Annotated in this window: 19 protein-coding genes; 14 read left to right on the top strand and 5 right to left on the bottom strand. The window is 46.7% G+C overall.

Annotated features, from left to right (window positions below; all coding sequences use genetic code 11):
- Position 1 precedes the first annotated feature (1 nt).
- On the top strand, positions 2-571 hold the full coding sequence (locus NQ544_RS07470; protein ID WP_006847269.1) for a uracil-DNA glycosylase family protein: 570 nt from the start codon (positions 2-4) through the stop codon (positions 569-571).
- 14 nt (positions 572-585) lie between these two features.
- Positions 586-1,209: a uridine kinase gene (udk, locus tag NQ544_RS07465; RefSeq protein ID WP_006847270.1), complete on the top strand. Its 624-nt coding sequence runs from the start codon at positions 586-588 to the stop codon at positions 1,207-1,209.
- A gap of 653 nt (positions 1,210-1,862) precedes the next feature.
- On the opposite strand, the gene NQ544_RS07460 is transcribed toward udk, so the two are convergent.
- Positions 1,863-3,137: a hypothetical protein gene (locus NQ544_RS07460; RefSeq protein WP_050758593.1), complete on the bottom strand. Its 1,275-nt coding sequence runs from the start codon at positions 3,135-3,137 to the stop codon at positions 1,863-1,865.
- 224 nt (positions 3,138-3,361) lie between these two features.
- On the opposite strand from NQ544_RS07460, the gene NQ544_RS07455 reads away from it, so the two are divergent.
- The 4 genes from NQ544_RS07455 (at position 3,362) to NQ544_RS07440 (ending at position 9,531) form a co-directional block, all read left to right on the top strand.
- Positions 3,362-4,210 (top strand): hypothetical protein, encoded by an 849-nt coding sequence (locus NQ544_RS07455; RefSeq protein ID WP_040552990.1) that lies wholly within the window; start codon positions 3,362-3,364, stop codon positions 4,208-4,210.
- A gap of 116 nt (positions 4,211-4,326) precedes the next feature.
- Positions 4,327-6,102 carry a hydroxymethylglutaryl-CoA lyase-like TIM-barrel protein gene (locus NQ544_RS07450; protein ID WP_006847273.1) on the top strand — a complete coding sequence of 592 codons (1,776 nt, stop codon included), beginning with the start codon at positions 4,327-4,329 and terminating at the stop codon, positions 6,100-6,102.
- A gap of 11 nt (positions 6,103-6,113) precedes the next feature.
- On the top strand, positions 6,114-6,650 hold the full coding sequence (locus NQ544_RS07445) for an HDIG domain-containing metalloprotein (protein ID WP_006847274.1): 537 nt from the start codon (positions 6,114-6,116) through the stop codon (positions 6,648-6,650).
- Positions 6,651-6,666: 16 nt separating this feature from the next.
- Positions 6,667-9,531, top strand: a complete 2,865-nt coding sequence (locus NQ544_RS07440) for a putative LPS assembly protein LptD (protein WP_006847275.1) — start codon at positions 6,667-6,669, stop codon at positions 9,529-9,531.
- Positions 9,532-9,771: 240 nt separating this feature from the next.
- Here the strand turns inward: NQ544_RS07440 and NQ544_RS07435 are convergent, their stop codons facing one another.
- From NQ544_RS07435 to NQ544_RS07425, 3 genes are all read right to left on the bottom strand, one after another.
- Positions 9,772-11,511, bottom strand: a complete 1,740-nt coding sequence (locus NQ544_RS07435; RefSeq protein ID WP_006847276.1) for an AAA family ATPase — start codon at positions 11,509-11,511, stop codon at positions 9,772-9,774.
- 115 nt (positions 11,512-11,626) lie between these two features.
- Positions 11,627-14,176 (bottom strand): transglycosylase domain-containing protein, encoded by a 2,550-nt coding sequence (locus tag NQ544_RS07430; RefSeq protein ID WP_006847277.1) that lies wholly within the window; start codon positions 14,174-14,176, stop codon positions 11,627-11,629.
- 27 nt (positions 14,177-14,203) lie between these two features.
- The gene (locus NQ544_RS07425; RefSeq protein ID WP_006847278.1) at positions 14,204-14,854 is read right to left on the bottom strand and encodes a DUF308 domain-containing protein; all 651 of its coding nucleotides are present in this window, start codon (positions 14,852-14,854) and stop codon (positions 14,204-14,206) included.
- A 282-nt stretch (positions 14,855-15,136) separates the two neighbouring features.
- On the opposite strand from NQ544_RS07425, the gene NQ544_RS07420 reads away from it, so the two are divergent.
- Together NQ544_RS07420 and NQ544_RS07415 are read left to right on the top strand one after the other, a co-directional pair.
- Entirely contained in the window at positions 15,137-15,643 is a 507-nt protein-coding gene (locus NQ544_RS07420; protein ID WP_006847279.1) for a histidine phosphatase family protein, read from the top strand.
- Between the two features lie 79 nt (positions 15,644-15,722).
- Positions 15,723-16,478, top strand: a complete 756-nt coding sequence (locus NQ544_RS07415) for an SDR family oxidoreductase (RefSeq protein ID WP_006847280.1) — start codon at positions 15,723-15,725, stop codon at positions 16,476-16,478.
- Positions 16,479-16,576: 98 nt separating this feature from the next.
- Here NQ544_RS07415 and NQ544_RS07410 read toward each other — a convergent pair whose 3' ends face one another.
- Positions 16,577-18,223: a SusR-related protein gene (locus NQ544_RS07410; protein ID WP_040552884.1), complete on the bottom strand. Its 1,647-nt coding sequence runs from the start codon at positions 18,221-18,223 to the stop codon at positions 16,577-16,579.
- A 715-nt stretch (positions 18,224-18,938) separates the two neighbouring features.
- Here NQ544_RS07410 and rfbD point away from each other — a divergent pair.
- From rfbD to NQ544_RS07380, 6 genes are all read left to right on the top strand, one after another.
- Positions 18,939-19,811: a dTDP-4-dehydrorhamnose reductase gene (rfbD, locus tag NQ544_RS07405; protein ID WP_006847282.1), complete on the top strand. Its 873-nt coding sequence runs from the start codon at positions 18,939-18,941 to the stop codon at positions 19,809-19,811.
- Between the two features lie 33 nt (positions 19,812-19,844).
- Positions 19,845-20,978: a dTDP-glucose 4,6-dehydratase gene (locus tag NQ544_RS07400; protein ID WP_006847283.1), complete on the top strand. Its 1,134-nt coding sequence runs from the start codon at positions 19,845-19,847 to the stop codon at positions 20,976-20,978.
- Between the two features lie 269 nt (positions 20,979-21,247).
- Positions 21,248-22,210: a PCMD domain-containing protein gene (locus NQ544_RS07395; RefSeq protein ID WP_006847285.1), complete on the top strand. Its 963-nt coding sequence runs from the start codon at positions 21,248-21,250 to the stop codon at positions 22,208-22,210.
- 18 nt (positions 22,211-22,228) lie between these two features.
- A complete protein-coding gene (locus NQ544_RS07390; RefSeq protein WP_006847286.1) occupies positions 22,229-23,404 on the top strand; it encodes a BamA/TamA family outer membrane protein in 1,176 nt (391 codons plus the stop codon).
- A gap of 58 nt (positions 23,405-23,462) precedes the next feature.
- A complete protein-coding gene (locus NQ544_RS07385) occupies positions 23,463-25,193 on the top strand; it encodes a phosphoethanolamine transferase family protein (protein WP_006847287.1) in 1,731 nt (576 codons plus the stop codon).
- Positions 25,194-25,343: 150 nt separating this feature from the next.
- Positions 25,344-26,873 carry a carbon-nitrogen hydrolase family protein gene (locus NQ544_RS07380; RefSeq protein ID WP_006847288.1) on the top strand — a complete coding sequence of 510 codons (1,530 nt, stop codon included), beginning with the start codon at positions 25,344-25,346 and terminating at the stop codon, positions 26,871-26,873.
- The last annotated feature ends 102 nt before the right edge of the window (positions 26,874-26,975 follow it).

The raw sequence follows: 26,975 nt of genomic DNA, 5'->3' as shown, positions 1-26,975 counted from the left end.
AATGGTAGAGAATCATCCTTTTGAGCCGTGGCTGCCCGATAATGCGCGGCTGCTGATGCTCGGCACGTTTCCGCCTGCAGAGAAGCGGTGGTGCATGCCCTGGTATTATCCCAACTTCCAGAATGATATGTGGAGGATATTCGGGATTATCTACTTCCAGGATAAGTTCCATTTCGTGGATGTAGAGAAGAAGACCTACCGCCTCGATGCTATTAAGGAATTTCTCAGGGAGAAGGGCGTCGCCATCTATGATACCGCACAGCAGGTGATACGCACCAAGAATACGGCATCCGACAAGGACCTGCAGATCGTGCAGCCCGCCGATCTTGACGGCATGCTCCGCCAGCTGCCCCATTGCAGGGCGGTGCTCACAGCCGGCCAGCTTGCCACGAAGGTATTTTCAGAACACTTCGGCATCAAGGAAAAGCCTGAAATGGGAGGTTATGCAGAATTCCAGTTCGAGGGACGCAGTCTCCGTCTGTACCGCATGCCCTCCAGTTCCCGTGCCTATCCCATGGCAGTGGAGAAGAAGGCTGAATTCTACCGCAAGATGTTTGATGAAATCTTATAGAAGAATAATAGAATATGAAAGATAAAGTGACCGTTATTGGCATTGCGGGAGGCACAGGCTCCGGCAAGACCACTGTGGTGAAGAAACTCGTAGAAGTGCTGCCGCCTCATTATGTGGCTGTGGTGCCCCTCGATTCATATTATAACGATACCTCGCAGATGACCGAGGAAGAACGTCATCAGATCAACTTCGACCACCCGTCGGCATTCGATTGGAAGCTTTTGCACCAGCAGCTCGCTGATCTGCGTGCTGGCAAGGCGATAGAGCAACCTACCTATAGTTATATCAAATGCAACCGTGAACCGGAAACGATTCACGTTGCCCCCAAGCCGGTTGTGATCATCGAAGGCATCATGACGCTGGTGGACAAGAAGTTGAGAGACCTGATGGACCTGAAGGTGTTCGTGGATACCGATGCTGATGAGCGCCTGATACGCAACATTCAGCGTGATACCATCGACAGGGGTCGCACCGTATCGATGGTGGTAGACCGATACCTCAAGGTCCTGAAGCCGATGCACGAGCAGTTTATCGAACCCACCAAGCGCTATGCTGACATCATCATTCCACAGGGTGGCGAAAACCTCAAGGGCATCGGTATCCTCTGCAAGTATGTAGAGGGACTGATAGAGAAATAAAAATATTTTTGCTCAAGCATTGCATTTCTTTAATGCAAAACAAAGTTTAATTAGGAAACAGGGCGGCCTTCTTCGTGAAAAGAGGTCCGCCCGCTTTGTTTTTATCCCGGTCGGGCTATTCAAGTAGTTCAGTTTGCTAACTCAAGTAGTTCTGTCAGCGAATTCAGCCGTCTCAGTTAGCTGATTCAGCCGTCTCAATAAGCCTACGGATACGTCTGCGCTAGCCGACGCAGTAATATCCGTACCCCGACGCAGTAATATCTGTACCCCGACGCAGTAATATCTGTAACCCGACGCAGTAATATCTGTATCCCGACGCAGTAATATCTGTATCCCGACGCAGTAATATCTGTATCCCGACGCAGTAATATCTGTATCCCGATGCAGTAATATCCGTGAGCCAGCGCAGCACAACGTGTGGTCCGTTTTCGCCAGGTCCCATAACCATTTTCAGCTTATCTTCTTGCATTTTGCAAGAAGATAAGCTGAAAAACGTGATAGATGAAGGCTATTAGTGATGGATAGCGTGATGGATATTGTAAATATTTTGTCCATCCATCACGCTTTTCTAAATAGATAATTCTCTTATTATCAGGTGATTAACATTTTGAAAAGAGAAAAAGTGAGGGATGTGAGGGATAAAACTGAAAAGATTATTCCTCTTCCTCCTTCTCAAAAGCCTCTACGAAAGGCTGGTGGAAACTCTGGAAGATGCGGAGATACTCGGCTCGCACCTCATCACTCTCCTCAAAAAGATTCAACTCGCCACGCTTGTGAGCCTTCAGCATACTGCTGTAACGGCGAATCTTACGCTTGTAGTTCCTTGCCATCAACGCATCTGCCTGAACAGGATTCTGACTGACATATGAAAAGGCACAAAGCTGCTTCATGAACATGTCGAACACCGGATTGTCATGACTCCAGTCGTCCTCACTCAGCCAGAACCACTGGAAATGATACTTCTGCTCCAGTGCCATCAGATGCTGCCCCAGCTCGTCAATCTCCATGCCCTTCTGCATCTGCTCCTCAGCAAAAGCTACCAGAGATGCCGCATCTACATTCAACTCAACCTCGTGAGACAGCGTGGTGCCCTCAACCTGAATGCGCCAACGGTGATTCCTGTTCTTGATGAGCGCAGAATTCGTGTTCATCAGCAACTCAGAAAGTTTGCCCTCGGTAGGAATCTGATCTACTACCGAAAGACGGTCGCGCTGGTTGCGAACCACCAGCTGATGGTCCTCATGGCGCAAAACACACATGTAAACCAGCCTATTGCTGTCGAGCTGAAGGGTGAAACGGTCGTTGTTGTCATCGCCCACAAATTCGTAGGTGTAGTCATCCACCTTATCCTGCGGAATGCTCAGCTCGCCATGCACCTTGTTGCCCTCGGCATCGTAGAGCGAGAAACCGATGTAAGGAATCTGAAGGCGGAGGACAACCGGATTGCCGCCGTCCTCAGGAATCAGGGTAACAGCCAGTCCGTCATCGCCGAAATCATCCTTGCGGCATACGAATCCGTCATCCGTCTTCTCAGCCTTCTCCACCTTCACCTCGCCGTGGCGCCACCAGAAATCGAAGGTGATGGTCTGGTCGTCCTCAGCGGCTACACGGATGAAATCCTCGATGTCCTGACCCAGGTAAATCACCTTGGCAGGCTCAATCTCCTCATCGTCATCGCCCAGCGCTCGCACCCACATCTCGCCCGGAACAGGATCATCTTCCCATTCGGCATCAGCAGGGGCTGCAGTAGATTTGAAAACGAGGAAAACCATTCTTTCTTCTTCCCTCGTGCCATCTTCGCGGCACGTGAAGCACTTCGCCTCCTTAGGGATGAAGAATGGGGTTAACAGGTACGGGTTTTTGCATAATGCGGTATACTCTACCTCGGTCCATGCCGGGAGAGCGTGTGTATTTGTCTTGTCTGTCATATTCTCTTGTTGCATATAATTCTTGAGTTGGTCCTATTTCTTTTCATCATCCGGCGTGTGTGGCAGGACGAGGGGGATGTTGATCCCAAAAAACGGTTGCAAAGGTAATGCAAAATCGAGACACTACAAAATATATCACCTATTTTTTTAATTATTTTACGATTCAATATTTGGTGCTTCCAAAAAATAGTTGTAGTTTTGCATCTGAAATAATGAATAGAAAGATGAAAGTCAAGACAATACTCACACTGGCGCTAGCCGCCACAACCCTCGCAGCATGTCATAGGGGAAAGAAACCACCACGTATGGACAATTCGAAACTCGCCATCAGCCTTTCGAAACCGGCTAAGGGCGACAGGGCTATCTACGGACTTGCCTGCCTGGGCTGCTCGGATACCGCGCTGGTACTGCTGCCCAACGGAGGCGGCGACCCCGTAAGATACAACATTCTGGATGCCACTCGCAACCATCAGGTGTTTGGAGATATAGAGGTGGGCGACTGGGTTTGCGTGATTCCATGCGAGGAGAAGGATGAGAAGAACCGTGCCGACATGGTGATAGACCTGGACCAGCTGAAGGCCACCTGGACCTATCCGGTGATGCCGAAGCTGCGCGATGTATCGCATCTGAGCAAGCGCCAGCAGGCGAGAATCCTTGCCAATATGCCCGACAGCATCGTAGAAACCTATATGGTGCCGCGCCAGTATGGCTTCACCCTGAAGCGCATGAGCGAGGCGATGGCCGTGGGCAGGGTGATGATAAACAAAGATGTGGACGACGACAGCCCGGTAGAATATCCTGATGTGCCTCAGTATACGGAATGGCATGCCTATAACGGCAAACTGATTCTTGTGCAGGGCCGCCGCGAGTTGGAGGGCGTGGTGATCAACGGAAAGACGAAGCGCGATACCTTCACCTTTGTATATATGAAGGGCGACAGTCTGGCCCTCTCTGATCGTGAGGGTCGCATCCAGGGTTTCCACCGCTCGCTCAATGCGATGAAGGCCAACGCCAAGGCCCATGCTGCAGCCGAGAAGCTGAACAGCAAGATGAAGAAGGAAATATTGAAGTAAATTACATAATAAATATAAAAAAAGAGGCGAATAGGACGATTTCTCAATTTTTTTGTCTAATTTTGCACCTTGGAATTTAATTCATACATCGAACATAAAGAAAAAGAACAAGAATAATGAAGAAGAAAATTCAGTTCAGTCTCGTTTATCGAGACATGTGGCAGAGCTCTGGTAAGTTCCAGCCACGCAAGGATCAGTTGGCTAAAATTGCCCCAGTTATCATCGAAATGGGATGCTTTAGCCGTGTAGAGACTAACGGCGGTGCCTTCGAACAGGTTAACCTCCTGGCAGGTGAAAACCCTAACGATGCCGTACGCGCATTCTGCAAACCTTTCAACGAGGTGGGCATCAAGACTCACATGCTCGACCGCGGATTGAACGCTCTTCGTATGTATCCTGTGCCTGACGACGTGCGCGCCCTTATGTATAAGGTAAAGGCTAAGCAGGGTACCAACATCACACGTATCTTCGACGGACTGAACGATGTGCGCAACATCATTCCTTCTATCAAGTGGGCAAAGGAGGGTGGCATGACTCCACAGTGTGCACTCTGTATCACCAACTCTCCTGTTCATACCCTGGAATATTACATGAACATCGCCGACCAGCTCATCGCTGCCGGTGCAGAGGAAATCTGTTTGAAGGATATGGCAGGTATCGGCCAGCCAGCATTCCTCGGCAAGCTCACCAAGATGATCAAGGACAAGTATCCACAGATCATCATCCAGTATCACGGTCACTCAGGTCCTGGTCTCTCTATGGCTTCTATCCTCGAAGTCTGCAACAATGGTGCCGACATCATCGATACAGCCATCGAGCCATTGTCATGGGGTAAGGTTCACCCAGACGTAATCTCAGTTATCAGCATGCTGAAGAACGAGGGCTTCGAGGTGCCTGAAATCAACATGAGCGCTTATATGAAGGCTCGTGCTATGACTCAGGAGTTCATCGACGAGTGGCTCGGCTACTTCATCAACCCAGGTAACAAGATCATGTCTTCATTGTTGCTCGGTTGCGGTCTCCCTGGCGGTATGATGGGTTCTATGATGGCAGACCTCGGCGGTATGCGTCAGACCATCAACAACATCCGCAAGAAGAAGGGTGAGGAAGAGTTATCTATGGACGACCTGCTCATCAAGCTCTTCGACGAGGTAGAGTATGTATGGCCACGCGTAGGTTATCCTCCATTGGTAACCCCATTCAGCCAGTATGTAAAGAACATCTCACTGATGAACCTCCTCACCATGGAGCAGGGCAAGGGTCGCTTCGTAATGATGGACGACTCTATGTGGGGTATGATTCTCGGTAAGAGCGGTAAGATTCCTGGAACTATCGACCCAGAACTCGTAGAGCTCGCCAAGAAGCAGGGCCGCGAGTTTACAGATGTTGATGCACACACATTGCTCACCAACGCCCTCGACGACTTCAAGAAGGAGATGGACGAGAACGGTTGGGATTACGGTCAGGACGACGAGGAACTCTTCGAGCTCGCTATGCACCCAGAGCAGTATCGCAACTACAAGAGCGGACAGGCAAAGAAGAACTTCCTGGCCGACCTTCAGAAGGCAAAGGATGCCAAGCTCGGTACAACCCTTACTCCTGCACAGCTTGCAGAGTTCAAGCATGCCAAGGCAGATGCCATCGTGGCACCAGTAGCCGGCCAGCTCTTCTGGGAATTCCAGGGCGAGGGCGAGTGCCAGCCAGCTGTAGAGCCATACATCGGCAAGGAATATAAAGAAGGTGATGCCTTCTGCTATATCCAGGCTCCTTGGGGCGAGTTTGAAACCATCCCAGCTGCATTGGGCGGCAAACTCGTAGAAATCAATGCCAAGCAGGGCAGCAAGGTGCGCAAGGGCGATGTTATCGCTTACATCGAGCGCAACGCTGAGTAAATATAATAGAAATGAATTATCAAGCTATTATTGATAAGTATTATCCTGAGGATAATGAGCTTCGGCATATCCTCATCACACATAGCCAATCTGTAGCGCGAAAAGCGCTACAGATTGTTTCGTATCATCCCGAATTGCAACTCGATGCCCAGTTTATCGAAGAAGCAGCTATGCTCCATGACCTCGGCATCTTCATGACCGATGCCCCAGGCATACAGTGTTTCGGCTCGCAGCCCTACATCTGCCATGGACGACTGGGAGCAGAAATCCTGCGCAAGGAAGGATATGAGCGACATGCCCGCGTATGTGAGCGCCATACCGGTGCAGGCATCACAGAGGCACAGATCATAGCACAGAACCTCCCCCTGCCACATCAGGATTTCCTGCCGGAAACCATGGAGGAGAAGGTGATTTGCTACGCTGATAAATTCTTCAGCAAAACTCACCTCGACCGGGAAAAAACAATTGAGAAAGCAGAAAAAAGTCTCATGAAGTTCGGAGAGGAAGGAGTAAAACGCTTCCAGCAATGGGAACGCATGTTTGAATAGAATTCTAATTTATTGAATGAGAAAACAATCGACGATAGCTATGCTGCTGCTCGCTGCCATCTCGTGTATGATGGTGGCTAACCCAGGTACGCCCGATTCGAAAAAGAAAAAGAAGAAAACGGAGAAGACGGAAACCGTGGACAGCGTGGGTGACAGTGTGTTCGTAGACTCGTTGGGCAACGAAATAAAGCCCAAGCTGAAACAGGCTGACGACACCACGCAGATGGACTCGCTGCAGAAAGCTATATGGAAACATAATAAAGTGGTGGATGACAGTATCCGCCTCGATAGTATCGCCAGAAAGAAACAGGGTGGAGTAGATGCACCGGTTAACTATCAGGCGGACGACTCTCTCGTATACGATGCCAAGAACAAGGTGGCATATCTCTACGGAAACTCCAACGTGAAGTATACCAACATGGACCTCAGTTCCGACCGCATCTCCATGGATATGGACAAGAGCAACGTGAAGGCGATGGGTACACCCGACAGTACGGCGGAGGGAGGCATCAAGGGCAAACCTGTCTTCAAGATGGGTAGCGATACCTATGATACCGACACCATCAAATTCAACTTCAAGAGCAAGAAGGCCCTTATTAATAATGTATATACAGAACAGCAAGACGGATTCCTGACCGGTATGAAGTCGAAACGCGACTCATCGGGAGTCATCTATCTGCAGCACGGAAGGTATACCACCTGCGATGATCCGCATCCCGACTTCTACATCTCGCTCTCCCGAGCCAAGGTAAGGCCGGGCAAGGATGTGGTATTCGGACCAGCCTATCTCGTGGTGTGCGATGTGCCTATGCCGCTTGCCATCCCTTACGGCTTCTTCCCGTTTACCAAGAGCTACAGCAGCGGTTTCATCATGCCAACCTACGGCGATGAAACGGCACGAGGATTCTATCTAAGAGATGGCGGATATTATTTCGCCATGAATGATAAATGGGACCTGAAGCTGCTGGGCGAGATTTATACCAAGGGATCGTGGGGACTCTCGGCAGCCAGCAACTACCGAAAGAGATACAAATACTCGGGTTCCTTCTTCTTCAGTTACCAGGATACGAAGAACGGCGACAAGGGAATGCCAGACTTTACCGAGCAGGAGAGCTTCAAACTGCAATGGAGCCACCGCCAGGACAGCAAGGCAAACCCATACAGTTCGCTTTCGGCAAGTGTGAACTTCGCCACATCGAGCTACGAACGCAACAACCTCAATTCGCTCTACAATCCGCAGACGATGACGCAGAGTACGCGAACCTCATCTGTTAACTGGAGCACCTCGTTCTCAAGCATCGGTATGACGCTCAGTTCCACCGCCAACCTCTCGCAGAACATGCGCGATTCATCCATCGCCATGACGCTGCCCGACCTCAACATCAGCATCTCCCGCTTCTATCCGTTCAGAAGAAAGAAGATGGTGGGCGATGAGAAATGGTACGAGAAGATAGCCATGAGCTATACGGGACACATCTCTAACAGCATCAATACCAAAGAGGATAAGCTGATGCACAGTTCACTCATCAAGGACTGGCGCAACGGATGGCAGCATCAGATACCGGTGAGCGCTACATTCACGCTCTTCAAATATCTCAACGTGAACCCATCGTTCAATTTCACCGACCGTATGTATACCAACAAGGTGGAGAGATCATGGGATGAAGCCAGCCAAACGGAGAAATGTGATACTATCTACGGTTTCAACAACGTGTATAACTGGAACATGAGCGTAGGTCTCTCTACCAAACTCTATGGTTTCTACATACCAAGCCGCAAGCTCTTCGGAGATAAGATACAGGCTGTGCGCCACGTGTTTACGCCTACGGTGAGCTTCAGTTATGCCCCAGACTTCGGAGCTTCACGCTACGGCTACTGGGACACCTACCAGAAGACCGATGCCGACGGAAACGTATCGCTGGTGAGCTACTCGAAGTATGCCAATGCCCTCTACGGTGCGCCGGGCAAGGGTAAGAGCGGTAATATCTCGTTTACCCTGGGCAACAACATCGAGATGAAGGTGAAGAGCGATAAGGATTCTACCGGATACAAGAAACTCAGTATCATCGATGCGTTCGACATCAACATGAGTTACAATACCGCAGCCAAGGTTCGCCCTTGGAGCGATATGAACATCAACCTCAGACTGAAGTGGTGGAAGAACTATACCTTCAACATGAACGCTGTGTTTGCCACCTATGCCTACGAGCTGGACGACCAGAACAATGTTTATGTCGGTACCCATACGGAGTGGGGCAAGGGCAGGTTCGGACGATTCCAGGGTATGTCGCAGAACTTCTCGTTCACACTGAACCCGGAGAAGTTGAAGAAACTCTTTGGCGGGGGCGATGATGAGGACGACAAGAAGGACAGCCAGCGCAATGATGATGACGATGAAGGTCTGGATACCGACATCGAAAGCAACGTAGACGACAGCATGGAGAAGGGTAAGACGGCAGCCAAGAAGGGCGGTAAGGCTGAAACGGATTCAGATGGTTATATGGCGTTTAAGATGCCATGGTCGCTGACCTTCGGTTATGGTGTAACGATGCGCGAGGATACGCGAAGAGAGAAGTTCAATGAGAAGACGATGCGCTATGCATACAAGTTTACCCAGACTCTGAACATGAGTGGTAACGTAAGAATCAGTGATGGCTGGAACATCAGTTTCTCATCCGGTTATGATTTTGACAACCACAAGATCAGTATGACCACCGCCAGTCTGGCTCGTGATCTTCACTGTTTTAACATGAGCTGTTCTGTGGTTCTCGCTCCATATACGAGCTACAACTTCACCTTCCGTTGTAACGCAGCCACCCTGACAGATGCGCTGAAATACGACAAGCGCAGCGGTTATTCGAACGCTGTACAATGGTACTAGGTGATAGTTTATAGTTGAAAGTTTATAGTTAATAGAGCTTTTCAGCTTATAGATAAAACAAAAAAACAGGCAAAATCATTTTGCCTGTTTTTTTATTATCTATATTGCTTTTTACCTTTAAAAAAGGCTCGGGGGACCAGCGATGGAATCGCTGGGAACGGGGACAGGAAGGAGAAAAGCCTCTTTGCACCCCCCGTTCCCAGCGATTCCATCGCTGGTCCCCTATTTAAAAGCCTCTTTTTACCTTTTTACTTTTAAAAGCCTTTTTTTTGCCTCCGGGTGCTCAGGATAAAGGGTGAGGGCCTTGCGGTAATTCATGATAGCAGCCTCTTTCATGCCCTCTTTTTCGCACTCCTTCCCCATAATCACATACTCCGTGGCAAGGCGCTTGAGGAACTTCTGCTGCTTCTCCTTCTCTTCATCCTTCTTTCTTATTTCTTCACGCAACCGCTCGTTCTCTGCCTGAAGCTCGTTCACCCTGTTCAGCTTTTTGCGGATGAAACGCTTGGCAAGCGGCTGCTCGATGTCATAACGACTGTGGATGGCAAGGAAGAAGTTATCGAGAGCCGACTGCATATCGCCCCTGTCAAAGGCCTTGACGGCATCATGATACTGCTTGTCGGCCTTACTCTGAGTAAGCGCTGTGTTGATGGTGCTCTGGTCGTTGTAATGACGGGCAAACTGCTTGACATCATTGCGCACGAAAACATCACTCTGACGCAACGGCTCCTGAAGACTGATGCCCTCGAGACTGGTGCAGCGGGACAAGGCAACATACGTCTGTCCGCCCGCAAAGACACCACCCGTGAAATCAATCTTCACCTGGTTGAAGGTGAGGCCCTGGCTCTTATGAACCGTTATCGCCCAAGCCAGACGGATGGGGTACTGCTCGTATCTGCCAATCTCTTCCTCCTCAATCTTTTTCTCAACCTCATTGAAATGGTATCTCATGTTGCTCCATGCCGCAGGCTCCACCATCACATCCTTGCCTTCCTCGGTGCGCACATAAATCTTGGCATCCTCATCCTCATCAAAACCGATGATGGTGCCCAGCGTGCCATTCACCCACTGATGCTCGATATCATTCTTGATGAAGATAACCTGAGCCCCCGTCTTGAGGTAAAGCTCGATAGGGGTAGGGAGACTACTCTCCGGAAACTCGCCCTGTATGTGGCCACGGAAGAGGCAAGGCTCTCCCGGAAGACACTGAAGCTGGCTGTCGTTGATGTAATCTACCGTATCGCGGCGTGTAGAGAGGGTGATGGCAAGTTTGGAATCGCTCTCATCGAGCTGGGCTCCCACGCGCTGGTTGAGGCGCTGGAGATCCTGCATAGATACCTGAGACGTGCGGATATGGTCGAGGATGCTGATGAAAACGGGATCGCTCTGACGGTATACCTTCTTGAGTTCGATGCTCACGAGCTTGAAGTATTCGAACACCTTGGCATCGAAGAAGAAACTGCTGCGGTAGAAGGGACTGAGCAGACGACGGTCGTCTTCCCTCACCACAGGCTCCAGCTGGAAGATATCGCCCACCAGAAGCAGCTGCTTGCCCCCGAAAGGCTCTCGCATGTTGCGGCAATATACCCGCAATATCTTGTCCAGGAAATCGATGATATCGGCACGAACCATACTGATCTCATCGATGATGATGAGCTCTACCTCGCGGATAATCTTTATCTTCTCTGAATTATACTTCAGGGTATTGCGGATGTTGCGGACGGAATACATGCTGTCGTTGGGTAGCAGCGGGTGGAAAGGAAGCTTGAAAAAGCTGTGGAGCGTGCTTCCTCCGGCGTTGATGGCCGCAATGCCTGTTGGGGCAAGAATGATATGTTTCTTCTTGGTATTGGCGGCTATATAACGTAAGAAAGTAGATTTACCCGTCCCCGCCTTTCCGGTAAGGAAAAGCGAACGACGGGTAAACTGTATGATTTGGAGTGCATTCTGCAACTCCGGGTTGTCTAAATCTATGTTCATATTGAGTAATGTTAAGTGTTAAGTGTTAAATGTTAAATTAGGCTTGCGTCCTTGCGCTACGAGTAAGCAAGAATGAAAACTTAACACTTAACATTCAACACTTAACATTATAATTCTAAAGGTCATCGAAGTTGACAGGCTGCTCCGTTGGCTTAGCCTTCTTCTTCTCTTTCTTTTCTTCTGTGGTGGCTGTACCGTTGGCAGATTCGCTTTCAGCCTTCTTGGCAGGAACCTCGCGGATGATAGGGTTGCCTTCGTCATCGAGAACGATCTCTTCCTGGAAGGCGGTACTGTCTACCTTGGTGGTATCTACCTTTGGCTTTGGTGCATAGCTTGCACAGATGTACATATCGCGGGTGATATCGCTGTCCTGTGGCTTGTCAAACTTGCCGTGATACTGCTGGAAGGCTGGGTCGCCAAAGACACTCTGGAGGAAGTAACCGCACACAGGAAGAGCGGTTCTCGAACCCTGACCCAAGGCTCCGGTGCGGAAGTGGAGACAGCGGTATTCGCCTCCTACCCAGGCACCAACTACGAGCTTAGGGCTCACACACATGAACCAGGCATCGGAGTGGTTGTTGGTGGTACCTGTCTTGCCACCGAACTCGGTATCACGGTAGTTGCCTACATAACCCCAGAGACTCTGGGATGTACCTCCCGGCTCCTTCATACCGCCCTGTAAAAGCTGCTGCATGAGGAAGGCACTCTTGTAAGGTATTACCTGCTCGGAATCGGTAGGGCCCTCGTAAACCACCTTACCGTCGTGGTCTACAATCTTGGTAACCAATACCGGGTCGTGGTGCTTGCCATTGTTGGCAATGGTGCTGTAGGCGCATGCCATCTCCAGGAGGTTGACATCGCTGGAACCGAGGGCGAGAGAAGGGGTGTCATCCAGCGGACTGTTGATACCCATCTTCTTGGCTGTCTCGATGATGCGCTTGATGCCCATCTCCTGTCCTAATCTTACAGCCACAGAGTTGATACTCTTGGCAAAGGCACTCTTCAATGGGATGCTGTCGCCCGAGAACGAACCGTTGGCATTGGATGGACGCCAGATGGTCATTTCGTGCTTCTTCTTATCGTATACCTCCATAGAGATATATTCGTCGCGACGCTTGTCACAAGGGGTTAAACCCTGATTCATCGCCTCGGTATAAACAAAGAGCTTGAAGGTAGAACCAGGCTGGCGCTCGGCTGTTACCTTGTCATACTTCCAGTGGTCGAAGTCGATATCGCCCACCCATGCCTTTACTGCTCCGGTCTGTGGCTCCATGGCTACAAAGGCGCAGTGCATGAAGGTGGTCATATACTTGATGGAGTCTTCTGATGTCATGTTCATCGTGATGCTGCCCTTGTCATAATCGAACACCTTAACCGGGTGAACCCACTCCTTATAGTAATAGTTTACTGAGTCGGGATTATCAGGGAAGCGGGCTACCAATGCCTTGTAGAATGGCTGGCGCTCGGCGATGCCCTGGATGAAGTTTGGTATCACGTTGTGGTTCTCATCCTGCCAAGGATCCTGACCCATCCAGTTGCCTTTGCCTGCCTGGGTACGGCGGATGCTCCAGTGGTTGTTGAAGTTTTGCTGTACCTGTTTCATCTGCTTGCGGGCTGCATCTTCTGCATACTTCTGCATGCGGGTATCGATGGTGGTATAAATCTTCAAACCGCTGGTATAGAGGTCGTAACCTTCGTTTTTACACCAGTCTTTCAGGTAGTTGGCTACTGCCTCACGGAAGTATTTAGCCTGTCCGTCGTAGTTTTCTTCTACCTTGAAATCGAGCTTGATAGGCTCATCTTTCAGTTCATTGTATCTGTCTTTTGAGAGATCGCCATGTGTCACCATATTATATAATACGGTGTTGCGGCGTGCAAGACTGTTCTCCGGGTTGGTGCGTGGGTTGTAGTAGGTGGTAGCTTTGAGCATGCCCACGAGCACGGCAGCCTGACCGGTGGTCAACTCCTTAGGGGTGGTGTTGAAGTAGGTCTTCGCAGCGGTTTTGATACCATACGAATTGCTACCGAAATCTACCGTATTGGCATACATGGTGATGATTTCCTTCTTGCTGAACACCGTTTCTAGTTTTACCGCGATGATCCACTCCTTGCTCTTGATGATGAGCAGGCGGAGTACAGGAATCTTACCCAGCAAACCGGTAGAATATTGCGAACGTACACGGAACATGTTCTTCGCCAGCTGCTGTGTGATAGTAGAAGCACCGCGCCCGTTATGATGGAGGAGTGCATCCTTGGCAGCAGCAAACACACCGATAGGGTCGATACCGATATGCTTGTAGAATCGTTCATCCTCGGTATCTACCAGTGCCTTGAAGAAATCAGGTGTTACCTCATCATATTCTACCGGAGTACGGTTTTCGTTGAAATACTTGCCGATGAGCTTTCCGTCAGCCGAATAGATTTCAGAGGCCTCTGAGGTCTGTGGGTCCAGAATGCCTGAGAAATAGCCAGGTGACTTGCCGAAGAGCCATAAGAAGTTGATATCTACTGCGCCCAGATACAAGATGAAGGCGACTATACAACTTGCCAAGGCAACGAGGGTCTTGGTATACCACGCTCTGCCCTGATACAATCCTTTGTACCAGGTACAGAATGCGCGAAACTTTTGCCATAACCAGGCAAAGAGAGACTTAATTTTATTCATATATGATGATATAATGATTTCGTTGTTTTACTCTTCGTTCTTCACTTCCTCTACATCCACATAAATCTCCTTTGAATCCTGTTTCTGCTGTTGGTTCTTCAGCCAGATTCTCTTGTTGTTGGAGACTTTAAAGGCGTTGAGAAGCTCTACTACTCCATAGATGAGCATACCCCAACCGATGATGAAAAGAGGAGCAGAGGCGATGGCTGAAGGCTTGATGATGGCGAGCAGACCCAGTAGAAGAAGGGCTGAAGGGAAGAGCCAGAAGAGGATGCCTACGCGTCCCATCTTAGCTGCAGAAGCCAGGTTGGCAAACTGGGTCAGAGCGCCCAAAATCAGGATGAACGCCAGGATGAACATCAGCCAGGCGATAAACACCTGAGGCATCAGGGCAAGCAGCAATCCCAGGATAAGACTGCCTACGCTCACAAGCGGGAATTTAGGTATCATACCCATGATAGGCTTACCATTGGAATCAGACAGAAGCTGGCCCTGCATCTTCTCTGCATTGCGCTTGGCTGCCCAATAACTGGCAAGGGAGATGACACCTGAAAGGAAAAACAAAACACCGATGGCGATGGTTATCCAGGTGACGGTCTGCTCACGATATTGGATGAGCAGGACTCCTACGATGATGGCGCATACTGCGCGGAATATTGAACTGTGTATTACCTTCATACTAAAACTGATTTTGTTATTTCGGGGCAAAGTTACGAAAGAAATCCGAAACTAGCAAGAAGTTTTTTATATAAACTTAAATTATTGCTATATTTAACGCTAATTATTGCTATATTTAACGCAAATTATTTGTTGGTCTCGATAGAAAGCCGTAATTTTGTAAGCAAAATCAGAATCATAATGTCTTGGAAAGAGGCTTAGTGAAAGTAAAAACTATGTCTGGAGTATAGACTTAGGAAAAGTAAAAACTCATTTTTGATATAGACGGAAAAAGTAAAGACAATGACAAAATTATATTTGGTGCGCCATGGTGAAACGGTGGATAACAAGGCGCAAATTATGCAGGGACAAACACCGGGAAAACTCAATATGAAAGGTATTGAGCAAGCTGAGGAAGTGGCCAGGAAAATGGCCGGTACACCTATCGATGTTTTCGTATCGAGCGATCTCTATCGCAGTATACAGACCTGTGAAATTATCGCCGGCTCGCATCCCGTTGTCACCACTCCCTTGCTCAGAGAGCGCGATTGGGGCGATTTTACGGGCAAATTCATCCCTGACCTGCCGAAGGACCCAAAGGATTGGCCGGACAACATAGAGACGCTGGAAAAGATGAAATCAAGAGCCCAGAATTTCCTTACCTGGATCAAGGTTACTTATCCTGACCAGACCGTTCTTGCTGTGGGGCATGGCATCATCAACAAGGCTATCCAGAGTGTTTATTATAAACGTCCGATGAACCAGATAGAGAAAATGGCGAATGCTGAGGTCAGAGTCCTTATTCTTTAAGTGCAGAATTCAATTGCCTCGCTAGTCATAAAGTTCAAAGTATCAAAAGTTCTAAGTATAATTCAAAGTATCAAAGAATATGAATAAAATTGCTCTTATTACAGGCGCAACAAGCGGTATTGGCGAAGGTTGTGCACGTCGTTTTGCCCGTGGCGGCTATAACCTGATTCTTACAGGTAGAAATACGGGAAAGTTGGAAATCCTGAAGAAAGAACTCGAGGCTGAGGGCGTTGAGGTGCTTGCCTTGGCTTTCGATGTGCGTAACCGTGAAGCTGCCAAGAAAGCGGTGGATTACATCCCTGAGGAGTGGCGCAATGTGGATGTGCTTATCAATAATGCAGGACTCGCACGTGGATTGGAACCTGAATATGAGGGTGATTTTGAGGATTGGGACCAGATGATTGATACTAATATTAAGGGCCTCTTAACCATGACTCGCCTGATTGTACCTGGTATGGTGGAGCGTAATCATGGTCATGTAATCAATATAGGTAGTGTGGCGGGTGACGCTGCTTATGCGGGAGGTAATGTATATTGTGCTACCAAAGCGGCTGTAAAGGCTATTACAGACGGCTTGCGCATTGATGTGGCACATACGAAAGTGCGTGTTACTAATGTGAAACCGGGTTTGGTTGAAACAAACTTCTCTAACATCCGTTTCCATGGTGACCAGAACCGCGCAGACAACGTTTACCGCGGCATAGAGCCTCTGAACGGCGATGACGTGGCTGATGTAGCCTTCTATGCTGCAAGTTCCCCAGAACACGTGCAAATAGCTGAGGTCCTGGTTCTTGCTACGCATCAGGCTAACGGAACCGTGATACACAGAAGCTAGTTAATAGTTTACAGTTAATAGTTAATAGTTTATAGAGGCTGCGCCGTTGAGCAAGATAGTCAAAGCGGTTTATGCTATAAACTGTAAACTATTAATTATTAACTATTAATGATGTGGCAAAGCTGATTGATATCTGATTCGAATGTATCTCGATTAATCGCCTTTGCCCGCATTCCAGACTTGTAGTTGTAGATGGTCTGGGTGGAGTAATGCAGCAGGGTAGCTATCTCCTGGCTGTCGGTTACACCCAGTCGCATCAGGGCAAAGATGCGAATCTCAGTGGTCAGGTCGTGCGTAGTAGGAACTTCCATTTGACATTCTGGCAGCAGGAGCTTGTTCAACTCAGTAACGAAACCCGGATACAACTCCATGAATGCCTTATCGAACCGGTTGTAGAACATCTGTGATTCCTCTTCTTCCAATTTATGGGTGTTGAGACTCTTCAACAAATCGGCGGTCTGGTTTGCCTTGATCTTACGGCTTACCAGTTTGCGGTAATCTGATAACTTGCTGATATAAGCCGCACTGATGTCCATAAAGAGGCGCATGTAGGTCTCTCGCTTGATATTGGTCTCTATTAGCTGCTGGTTCAGTTCGGTGAGCTGTGCATTCATCTCTTTCTGCTTCTCGTTCTGTTCTTCAATCTCAGCCTTGTTTTTCTTTAGCTTGTTCTTCTGTCGGTTGTTGACTAAGGAGAGGATGAGAATGATGACCAGCGCTATGCTTACACCCATGAACCCCCAAAGAAAGCGGGTACGAGAGCGCTCGGCAGCCTGCTGGTTGGCTGAAGCGATGACTGGAAGGATGTTGGAAATCTCCATCATGCGCAGTTGGTTGTTGAAGAACTGTGCATCTTCCATCGTGTGCTGGATATATTTGGCAGCTCTCTTACTGTTGCTCGCATCCTTTTTAAAGATGTAATAGGCTAGCTTTTGAAGCGCAACAGTTTCTTTGAGTTGGCACAATCCATCGCTCACGGATGCCTCTACGAGATATTCCTCGTAAAGGTCGAATTTGCCGGTATTTTTGTAATATCTGGCTATACCATAAGCTGACATGGCATGGATACGGGATTTGGCTGGCGACATCTTCAGTGCCTTCAGATAATGGTTGAGCGATTCCTTGCTGATAGGGCTGTTGATATAGGCGTATTCGCCCATGAGATAGTTATAGTAGGCAGATTTCTTACTGTTTTCGTTGAAATTCTGTATCAGAAGGCTCATATAATGCTTCTTCTTGGCGCGGAATTCTTCGGCGTAATCAGAGTTATTGGCGTATGATTCCCAGTAATTATAGATCCAGGCGAAGGTGAAGTAATAGTATAGTTTCAACTGGTATGGCATCTCATTAGGATTGAGAGATTTGAGTAAGCTTTCTGCTTTGCCATAAAATCCCCTTACCGAGAGTATGGACGCCTGGTTTATCTGGTTACGTAATATATAATAGGTGTTATGACATTTTTCTGCCAATTCAAGCCCCTGTTTCATATATGCGTATGCTGAGTCGTAGCGGTAAGTACTATAGGCATGATATATGCTGTCAAGAAACAGTAGTCGGGTTTGGTCGTCTTCAGCTTCATAAGCTTGCCGCTTCAGATGTTTCAATTCCTTTTCCTTGATTCCCTGATAATATTGATCGTTTTCAATCATCTTGTCAATACGATCCAATAAAGTCTTCTCGTCCGTTTTGCTTTGAGCAGCCAATGGCATAGTAAGCAAAAGAAGTAAATATATAAGTAGTTTCATCTTTAATGTTTCTTTATAATTATAACAAAATTGTCTTTTAAATGTTATTTTCGTCCTTTTGTCCGTTTTGTGGTGCAAAGATACAAATTTCCTTTCATATAATACCATTTACTTTAGATAAAAATATTTAATATATTAAAGCATTTGATTCTTAGGAAGTTATCTAGTTCTATAGTAGACTGATTTTTTACCAAAATACTACTTAGGTATACAACTTTGAAAAAAATGATATAACTTTGCAAACGAAATCAGAAAAACAGTAGTTTTTATGGTTTAATTACCACTTCAAGTCTTCTAAAAGTATATAATGATAAAGAAAATTCCTTTTGTTGATTTAGTATGTTGATTTAAATAGGAAAACAGGTTTAGTTTATATTAGGGAAAAAAGGATTGGTAATAGACTAGGCTACTTGATGATTCAAGTTTGCCCTTAACGGCAAAGCTTATCTATTATGTTTTAGGGAAAACCGCCATGCTTTTGTGAAAAAGTGTGGCGGTCTTTGTTTAATATATGTTAGTTTCTTCTCTTTTCTTTTTCTTTTCTTTGGTCAACTCAAATTATTTTTTTACCTTTGCCACATATTTTATATATAGATGAATGGATTTATATATATAGTAGGAAATAGATTTCGAGAGAAAACATCAGTTTTCTTCATGTGTAGAGGGAAATGGTAAGTAGACTTTAAAATATTATATTGAATAAAATATTAAAGCAATGAATATATTAGTAACAGGCGCTAATGGTCAATTGGGACATGAAATGCAAATCTGTGCCCAAAAAAGCAATCACAAGTTTGTCTTCACCGATGTGGCTGAAGGCTATGAAAAACTGGATATCACCAATCTTGACGCTATCCGAGAAAAGGTGAGCGAGAATGATATTCAGGTAATTGTTAACTGCGCTGCTTATACCAACGTAGATAAGGCTGAAACAGATTACGATCTGGCTAATCTGCTCAACAATACTGCTGCGGGAAATTTGGCACAGGCTATGAAGGAGGTAGATGGTACTTTGATTCATGTATCTACCGACTATGTTTTTCAGGGCGATAAGAATATACCTTGCCGTGAAGATTGGGAAACGAATCCTTTGGGGGTATATGGTAAAACGAAACTTGCAGGCGAAAAGAGTATTGAAGCTACTGGATGCAAGCATATCATCATCCGTACAGCATGGCTCTACTCGCAGTGGGGTAAGAACTTCGTGAAGACCATGCAGAGTCTCACGGCAAGCCACGACACCCTAAAGGTGGTCTTCGACCAGGTGGGTACTCCAACTTACGCTGGCGACCTGGCTGCTGTCATCTCACATATCATCGAAACTGACCAGTTGGATAAGACAGGCATCTACCACTTCTCTAATGAGGGTATCTGCTCTTGGTTTGATTTCGCTAAGATTATCTGCGAACTGAGCGGAAATACTTGCGATATACAGCCTTGCTACAGCGAGGAGTTCCCAAGCCCAGTGAAGCGTCCTCACTTCTCTGTACTTGACAAGAGTAAGCTGAAGCAGACTTTCGGATTCAAGGTGCCATACTGGACTGACAGTTTGAAGAAGTGCATCGCTGAATTGGCGGCAGCAAAATAATTATTAATTATAAATTATAAATTATTAATTGAAATGAAGAATATCATTATCACGGGCGGTGCTGGTTTCATCGGCTCACACGTAGTAAGACTTTTCGTGAACAAATATCCTGAGTATCACATCATCAACCTCGACAAGTTGACTTACGCTGGTAACCTGGCTAACCTCAAGGACATCGAGGACAAGCCAAACTATACTTTCGTTAAGGGTGATATCTGCGATTTCGACTTGATGTTGAAACTGATGCAGGACTATAAGGTGGATGGCATCATCCATCTCGCTGCCGAGAGCCATGTAGATAGAAGTATCAAGGATCCATTCACTTTCGCTCAGACCAACGTGATGGGTACCCTGTCTCTGCTCCAGGCGGCAAAGATTTACTGGGAGAGTCTTCCTGAAGGATACGAGGGTAAGCGCTTCTACCACATCTCTACTGATGAGGTTTACGGTGCCTTGCAGATGACTCATCCTGAGGGTATTCCTGCACCTTTCACTACCAAGGCATCCAGCGATAAGAACCACGAGGCTTACGGCGAGGAGTTCTTCCTGGAGACAACCAAGTACAATCCTCACTCTCCATATTCTGCATCCAAGGCAAGCTCAGACCACTTCGTCCGTGCTTTCCACGATACATACGGTATGCCTACCATCGTGACCAACTGCTCTAACAACTACGGTCCATACCAGTTCCCTGAGAAGTTGATTCCGCTGTTTATCAACAATATCCGTCATCGCAAGCCATTGCCAGTATATGGTAAGGGTGAGAACGTGCGCGACTGGTTGTATGTAGTAGACCATGCCCGTGCCATTGATATGATTTTCCACAAGGGTAAGATTGCCGAGACTTACAACATCGGTGGTTTTAACGAGTGGAAGAACATCGATATCATCAAGGTGGTAATCAAGACTGTTGATAGATTGCTCGGCAGAAAGGAAGGCGAGGATATGGATCTCATCACTTATGTAACCGACAGAAAGGGTCACGATATGCGTTACGCCATCGACTCTAGAAAGTTGCAGAAGGAATTGGGTTGGGAGCCATCTCTCCAGTTTGAGGAGGGTATCGAGGAAACCGTGAAATGGTATCTCGAGAACCAGGAATGGATGGATAACGTAACATCGGGTGATTACCAGAAGTATTACGATAATATGTATTCAAACCGATAATAGCTGTTGGAGTAATCGGAACATGTTTCTATTGCAACCGGTGCATGTCTCTATTGTAATCGGTGCAAGAGATTCTGTTTTGTATATTGAATCAGGAGTCCTGTATTTGTTTATAACAGCAAATGCAGGACTTTTTTGTTTTATGGCAATTAAAATGCAGTAAATATATTATTATTTCTTAATTTTTTATGCTTTATGTCGAAGAAAACTGAAAACTAGAAAATATTTTTCTATCTTTGCAGCCTTAATGATATATAAAAGAAACAGATATGAAGAAAATAATAATATCAGGCATCGTTATGGCGGTTGCTACCTTGTCGTGCCTTCCCGTTAAGGGACAGGAAAAGGTGGTTCCTTTTAAATATGGTAATATGGACCACTGGGTAATTAGGAATATCAAAGAATCAGGCATTATCGGAGGAAATCAGAAAACAGTTTATGCCGTTGGACCTAATATGACTATCAATGGTAATATTCCTTATACCAATAAGGGTGGTTCGCCTTGGGGGTCCTCTAATGTCCTGGCACATGTATCGGGCATCTATAAGACGAATAACTCTGTGTTTCGTGATAAACATGGTAGTGGATATTGTGCCAAACTGGTAACCCATATTGAGAAAGTAAAAGTGCTGGGACTCATCAATATCAAGGTCTTGGCTGCCGGTTCTCTCTTTCTGGGTAATGTTCGTGAACCGATAACAAGTACCAAGGATGGTCCTAAAGCCATCAACTGGGGTATACCATTCACCGCACGTCCTAAGGCTTTGCGCTTTGATTATAAGACTTCTTTTCCTCATGCAGCCAATCGTATCAAGCAGAATGGATTTAGCGGAGCCTCTACGGTTGCAGGTCGAGATCATGCTATAGCTGTGCTCTATCTGCAGAAACGGCATGAAGATGCTAAGGGAAATATAACAGCTAAACGTGTGGGTACGATGGTAGTCAGATTCGGAAAGAGTACCGATAGATGGGTGGAAGATGCTACCTATACAATCCATTATGGCGATATCCGCCACATGGCAGGTTATCAGGCTGCTACTATGGGACTGCGATCCACTGACTATGCCCGTAACAGCAAGGGTAAGAGTGTGCCGGTAAAAGAAGTAGGATGGGCGAGTGCTAACGAAACACCTACTCATCTGATTCTTCAGTTCTCCTCATCCGATGGTGGAGCCTATATCGGAACTCCAGGCAATACCTTGTGGATTGATAATGTAGCATTAGTGTATTAAAATAATAAAATCAACAGAATGAAGCATATTCTGACAATACTTATTATGATGTTGGCATTGGGCAGCTATGCCTCTGAGCCTTCTGTAACCGATAGTATCTCATCTGCAGAGCAGGTGGATACGATGGCTTTACATGCCGGGAAATCATGGGTGAACCGGATTCTTGACTACTTTAATGATTCCAACAAAAACAAGAAGCATAAGCGTTTCGATTTTAGTGTGATAGGTGGCCCTCATTATGCCTCTAATACCAAGTTTGGATTGGGATTGGTGGCAGCAGGACTATACCGTACTGATCCGAATGACAGTATTCTTCCTCCTTCTAATGTCTCGCTTTATGGTGATGTCAGTTCTGTAGGTTTCTATATGTTGGGTGTCCGTGGTAACCATATTGCTCCTAAAGGAAGATATCGCATCGATTATCACCTTTATTTCTATTCTTTTCCCTCTGATTTTTGGGGAATAGGCTATGAGATGGGCGATAACGATGCCAATAAGAGTGACATGAAGCGTTGGCAGGCTCAGGCTGAAGTTAGCTTCCTGTTTCGTGTAGCAGATAATTTCTATATCGGGCCGATGGCGAGTTATGACTATGTAATAGGTAAACATATTGAGCGTCCGGAATTACTGCAAGGCATGGATCAGCATACTTGGAATGTAGGAGCTGGCGTTTCTCTGGTATATGATAACAGAGATAATCTTACGAATCCACATCGTGGTATCTTTCTGAATATCAATCAGATGTTCAGACCTGGATTTATGGGAAATGATTATGCTTTCAGTACGACGGCATTTCGTTTTGATGCCTATCAGCGACTGGGTAAGGGTACGGTTCTTGCCGAAGACATTAGGGCTAACCTCAACTTTGGTAATCCTTCGTGGGGAATGATGGCTGAATTGGGTGGTACTCATTCCATGCGTGGCTATTATGAAGGCCGTTATCGCGATAAACATTCTCTGGAAGCTACGGTTGAGTTGCGCCAACATGTATGGAAGCGTAATGGCATCGTAGTGTGGGTTGGAGCAGGAACCATCTTCCCGAAATTCTCGGCATTGCGCTCTAAACAGATTTTGCCGAATGCCGGTGTAGGTTATCGCTGGGAATTTAAGAAGAATGTGAATGTACGTCTGGATTATGGATTCGGTAAGTCGGGGCAGTCTGGTTTTCTCTTCAATATCAATGAAGCGTTTTAGTAATAATGCTCTTTATGGAGTTTGATAATGCTCTTTAAAGTGTTAATGAAAAAGTAGAATGAACAGTTTTACGGATATATATAAGGATATATATAATAAGGTGTCATCGGGCGCATTCCTTTACGGGTATGCTGTGGTAGCATTGTTGTTGCCTAATATAGCTCTGTGCTATACCGAATGTCTGGCTCCTTGGGCTTGTGGTGCCAATGTGTTGCTGCCTTTGGCACTCTACATGTGGTTCTTTTCGTTAACCAGATGCCCGGGTAAGATGATCTGGTGGGCTTTTCTTTTTGTTTTTTTCGCTGCCTTCCAACTGGTATTGCTTTATCTCTTCGGGACGGGAGTGATAGCGGTAGATATGTTTCTGAATCTTGTAACTACCAATCCTGGCGAGGTGAAGGAACTACTTGGTAATCTGTTGCCTGCTGTGGTGGGTGTTTTTGTGGTTTATCTTCCTTTGCTGGTTCTGGCTATTGTCAATATCAGCAAGAAAGGGATGATAGTGGTTCAACTCCAGCATCGAGTGCGTTGTTGGGCTTTGGAGATAGCTGCTGTCGGTTTATTCTGTCTGCTGGCTTGCTATGTGGCTGTAGATGATTATCGCTTGCGCAACCAGCTTTATCCTGTTAACGTTTGCTATAATCTCTATCTTGCTTTCGAGCGTTATGCGGCTTCAGAGAATTACAGGGAGGCAAGCAGAAATTTCAGGTTTGATGCCAGGAGCGAGCACTATGCAGAGGCTCCCGAGGTGTATGTGATGGTGGTGGGAGAGACGGCGAGAGCCCACAATTTCAGTCTCTATGGCTATCCGCGCGATACCAATCCTTTGCTTTCCAAGACTCCTGGAATCATAGCTTTTCCCGATGCTACAACCCAGAGTAATACTACGCATAAGAGTGTTCCTATGCTCCTGTCGGCTGCATCAGCAGAGGATTTCGAACGTCTCTTTCATGAGAAAGGTATCCTGGCTGCTTTCAGGGAGGCGGGATTTCATACCGTATTTATCAGCAATCAGTTGCCTAATCATTCTTTTATTGATTTCCTTGGCGAACAGGCTGATGAACATTACTTCCTGAAGGAAGGTGCTTCTGCAAAAGATAATCATTATGATAGTGATTTGTTGCAGAAGTTGGATGGGATATTGCCTGCGGCAGATGCTTCTTCATCCAAGCAATACCGTTATCGGAAACTCTTCGTGGTACTTCATACTTATGGTTCTCACTTTAATTACCAGGAGCGCTATCCCCGTAATTTCGCCTTCTTTAAACCTGACAGTAAGAGCGAAGCGAAGCCGGAGAACCGGCGTGACCTGCTGAATGCATACGATAATACCATCCGGTATACCGATTATATCCTGCATGGTATCGTAGAACGTCTGCAGAAATGGGAGAAGACTCAGGCAAAGACGGATGGGGTATATAGCCAACCTACATCGGCGATGCTCTATACCAGCGACCATGGAGAGAATATCTTTGATGATGATCGTCGCCTCTTTCTGCACGCCGCCCCGAAGGCATCTGATTATGAGCTGCATGTTCCTTTCATCATCTGGACATCAGATGGTTATGGAAAACAATATCCGGGAATACTGAAAACTTTGTCTGGTCATCGTACCCAACAGGTACAGACGAGTCTTTCGGCTTTTCATACGATGTTGGGGATAGGAGGCATCCTGACCCGTTATCGCCAGGATGAATATTCTGTGGCAAGTGAGAAGTATCATCCTGTGAAGTTGTTTTATCTGGATGATCATGATAAAGCGATTCCACAGGAAAATGCCAAATATTAGCATCTGATTTTAAGCGTAAACGCGCTCTTTGTTTGAAATACATGAAAAGAGTTTTCGTAAATGTCAATTATTTGCGAAAACTCTTTGTCGTATCTATAATTTGCTGTATCTTTGCACCCGGATTTAGATAATAATAAAAATACAGTTGTTATGGAACCAACTCGAAAAATCGAAAAGGTAGGCATGCGCAACCTCCGTATGGAGGATTATGATCAGCTTGCCAAGTCATTTAGGCGTATTTACGCAGACTCAGATGTATTCTGGACAAAAGAACAGATTAAGAAACTCATTACTATCTTCCCTGAGGGACAGGTGGTTATTATCGTTGATGATAAGATTGTGGGCTGTGCGCTCTCTATCATCGTTAACTATAATATGGTGAAGGGCGATCATACCTATGCTCAGGTTACGGGTAATGAAACCTTCAATACCCACGATCCTAATGGAAACATTCTTTACGGTATCGAGGTATTTATCCACCCTGATTATCGTGGTTTGCGCCTGGCTCGCCGTATGTATGAGTATCGCAAGGAACTCTGCGAGAAGCTCAACTTGAAGGCTATCATGTTTGGCGGTCGTATACCAAACTATCACAAGTATGCCGATAAGATGCGCCCTAAGGAGTATATCGAGCATGTAAGAAACCGTGAAATCTATGATCCGGTTCTTACCTTCCAGCTTTCCAATGATTTCCACGTGCGCCGCGTAATCCGCAACTATCTTCCTAGCGATGAGGAGAGTGAACACTGCGCCACCCTCTTGCAGTGGGATAACATCTATTATCAGCCACCTACGGATTCTTATGTAGATAGAAAGCCAACCGTAAGAATCGGATTGGTACAGTGGCAGATGCGCCCATACGCTTCGGTGGATGACCTCTTCGAACAGGTTGAGTTCTTCGTTGATTCTGTGAGCGATTACAAGAGCGATTTTATCCTCTTCCCTGAGTATTTCAATGCGCCTTTGATGGCTCGTTTCAACGACTTGGGTGAGGCGCAGAGCATCCGAAAGATGGCGCAGTATACCGAAGAAATCCGTGACCGTTTCCGCGAGTTGGCCATCAGTTACAACATCAATATCATTACGGGTAGTATGCCTTATCTCAAGGACGATTCCCTCTATAATGTGGGCTTCCTCTGCCGCAGAGATGGTAGCGTGGATATGTACGAGAAGATTCATGTTACACCAGATGAGCAGAAGTGCTGGGGATTGAGTGGTGGTAGCCATATCCAGACCTTCGATACCGATTGCGGTAAGATTGGTATCGTAATCTGCTATGATGTGGAGTTCCCTGAGTTGTCAAGATTAATGGCTGAGGATGGCATGCAGATTCTCTTCGTTCCATTCATGACCGATACCCAGAATGCTTACTCCCGAGTAAGAGTCTGTGCACAGGCGCGTGCTATCGAGAACGAGTGCTATGTAGCCATTGCGGGTAGTGTGGGCAACCTGCCACGTGTTCACAACATGGATATCCAGTATGCCCAGAGCGCCGTGTTCACCCCTTGCGACTTTGCTTTCCCTAACGATGGCAAGCGTTCAGAGGCAACACCTAATACCGAGATGATTCTCGTATCAGATGTTGACCTGAATCTCTTGAATGAGCTTCATACCTACGGTGCTGTAAGAAATCTTCGCGACCGCCGCAAGGATCTGTATGAATTGAAACAGAAAAAGTAGAAGTGAAGTTTCGCTGATGGGAAGTTTGTGGGAAGTTAAGGGAAGTTAGTGGGAAGTTAAGGGACAAATGTCCTGCGTCTTGCCCCTGAAAACTATTGTCTC

The organism is Segatella copri DSM 18205 (assembly GCF_025151535.1).
In the GTDB taxonomy this organism is placed as follows: domain Bacteria; phylum Bacteroidota; class Bacteroidia; order Bacteroidales; family Bacteroidaceae; genus Prevotella; species Prevotella copri.
The sequence above is the reverse complement of the archived record's forward strand: the minus strand, read 5'-3'. Positions and strand labels throughout refer to the sequence as shown.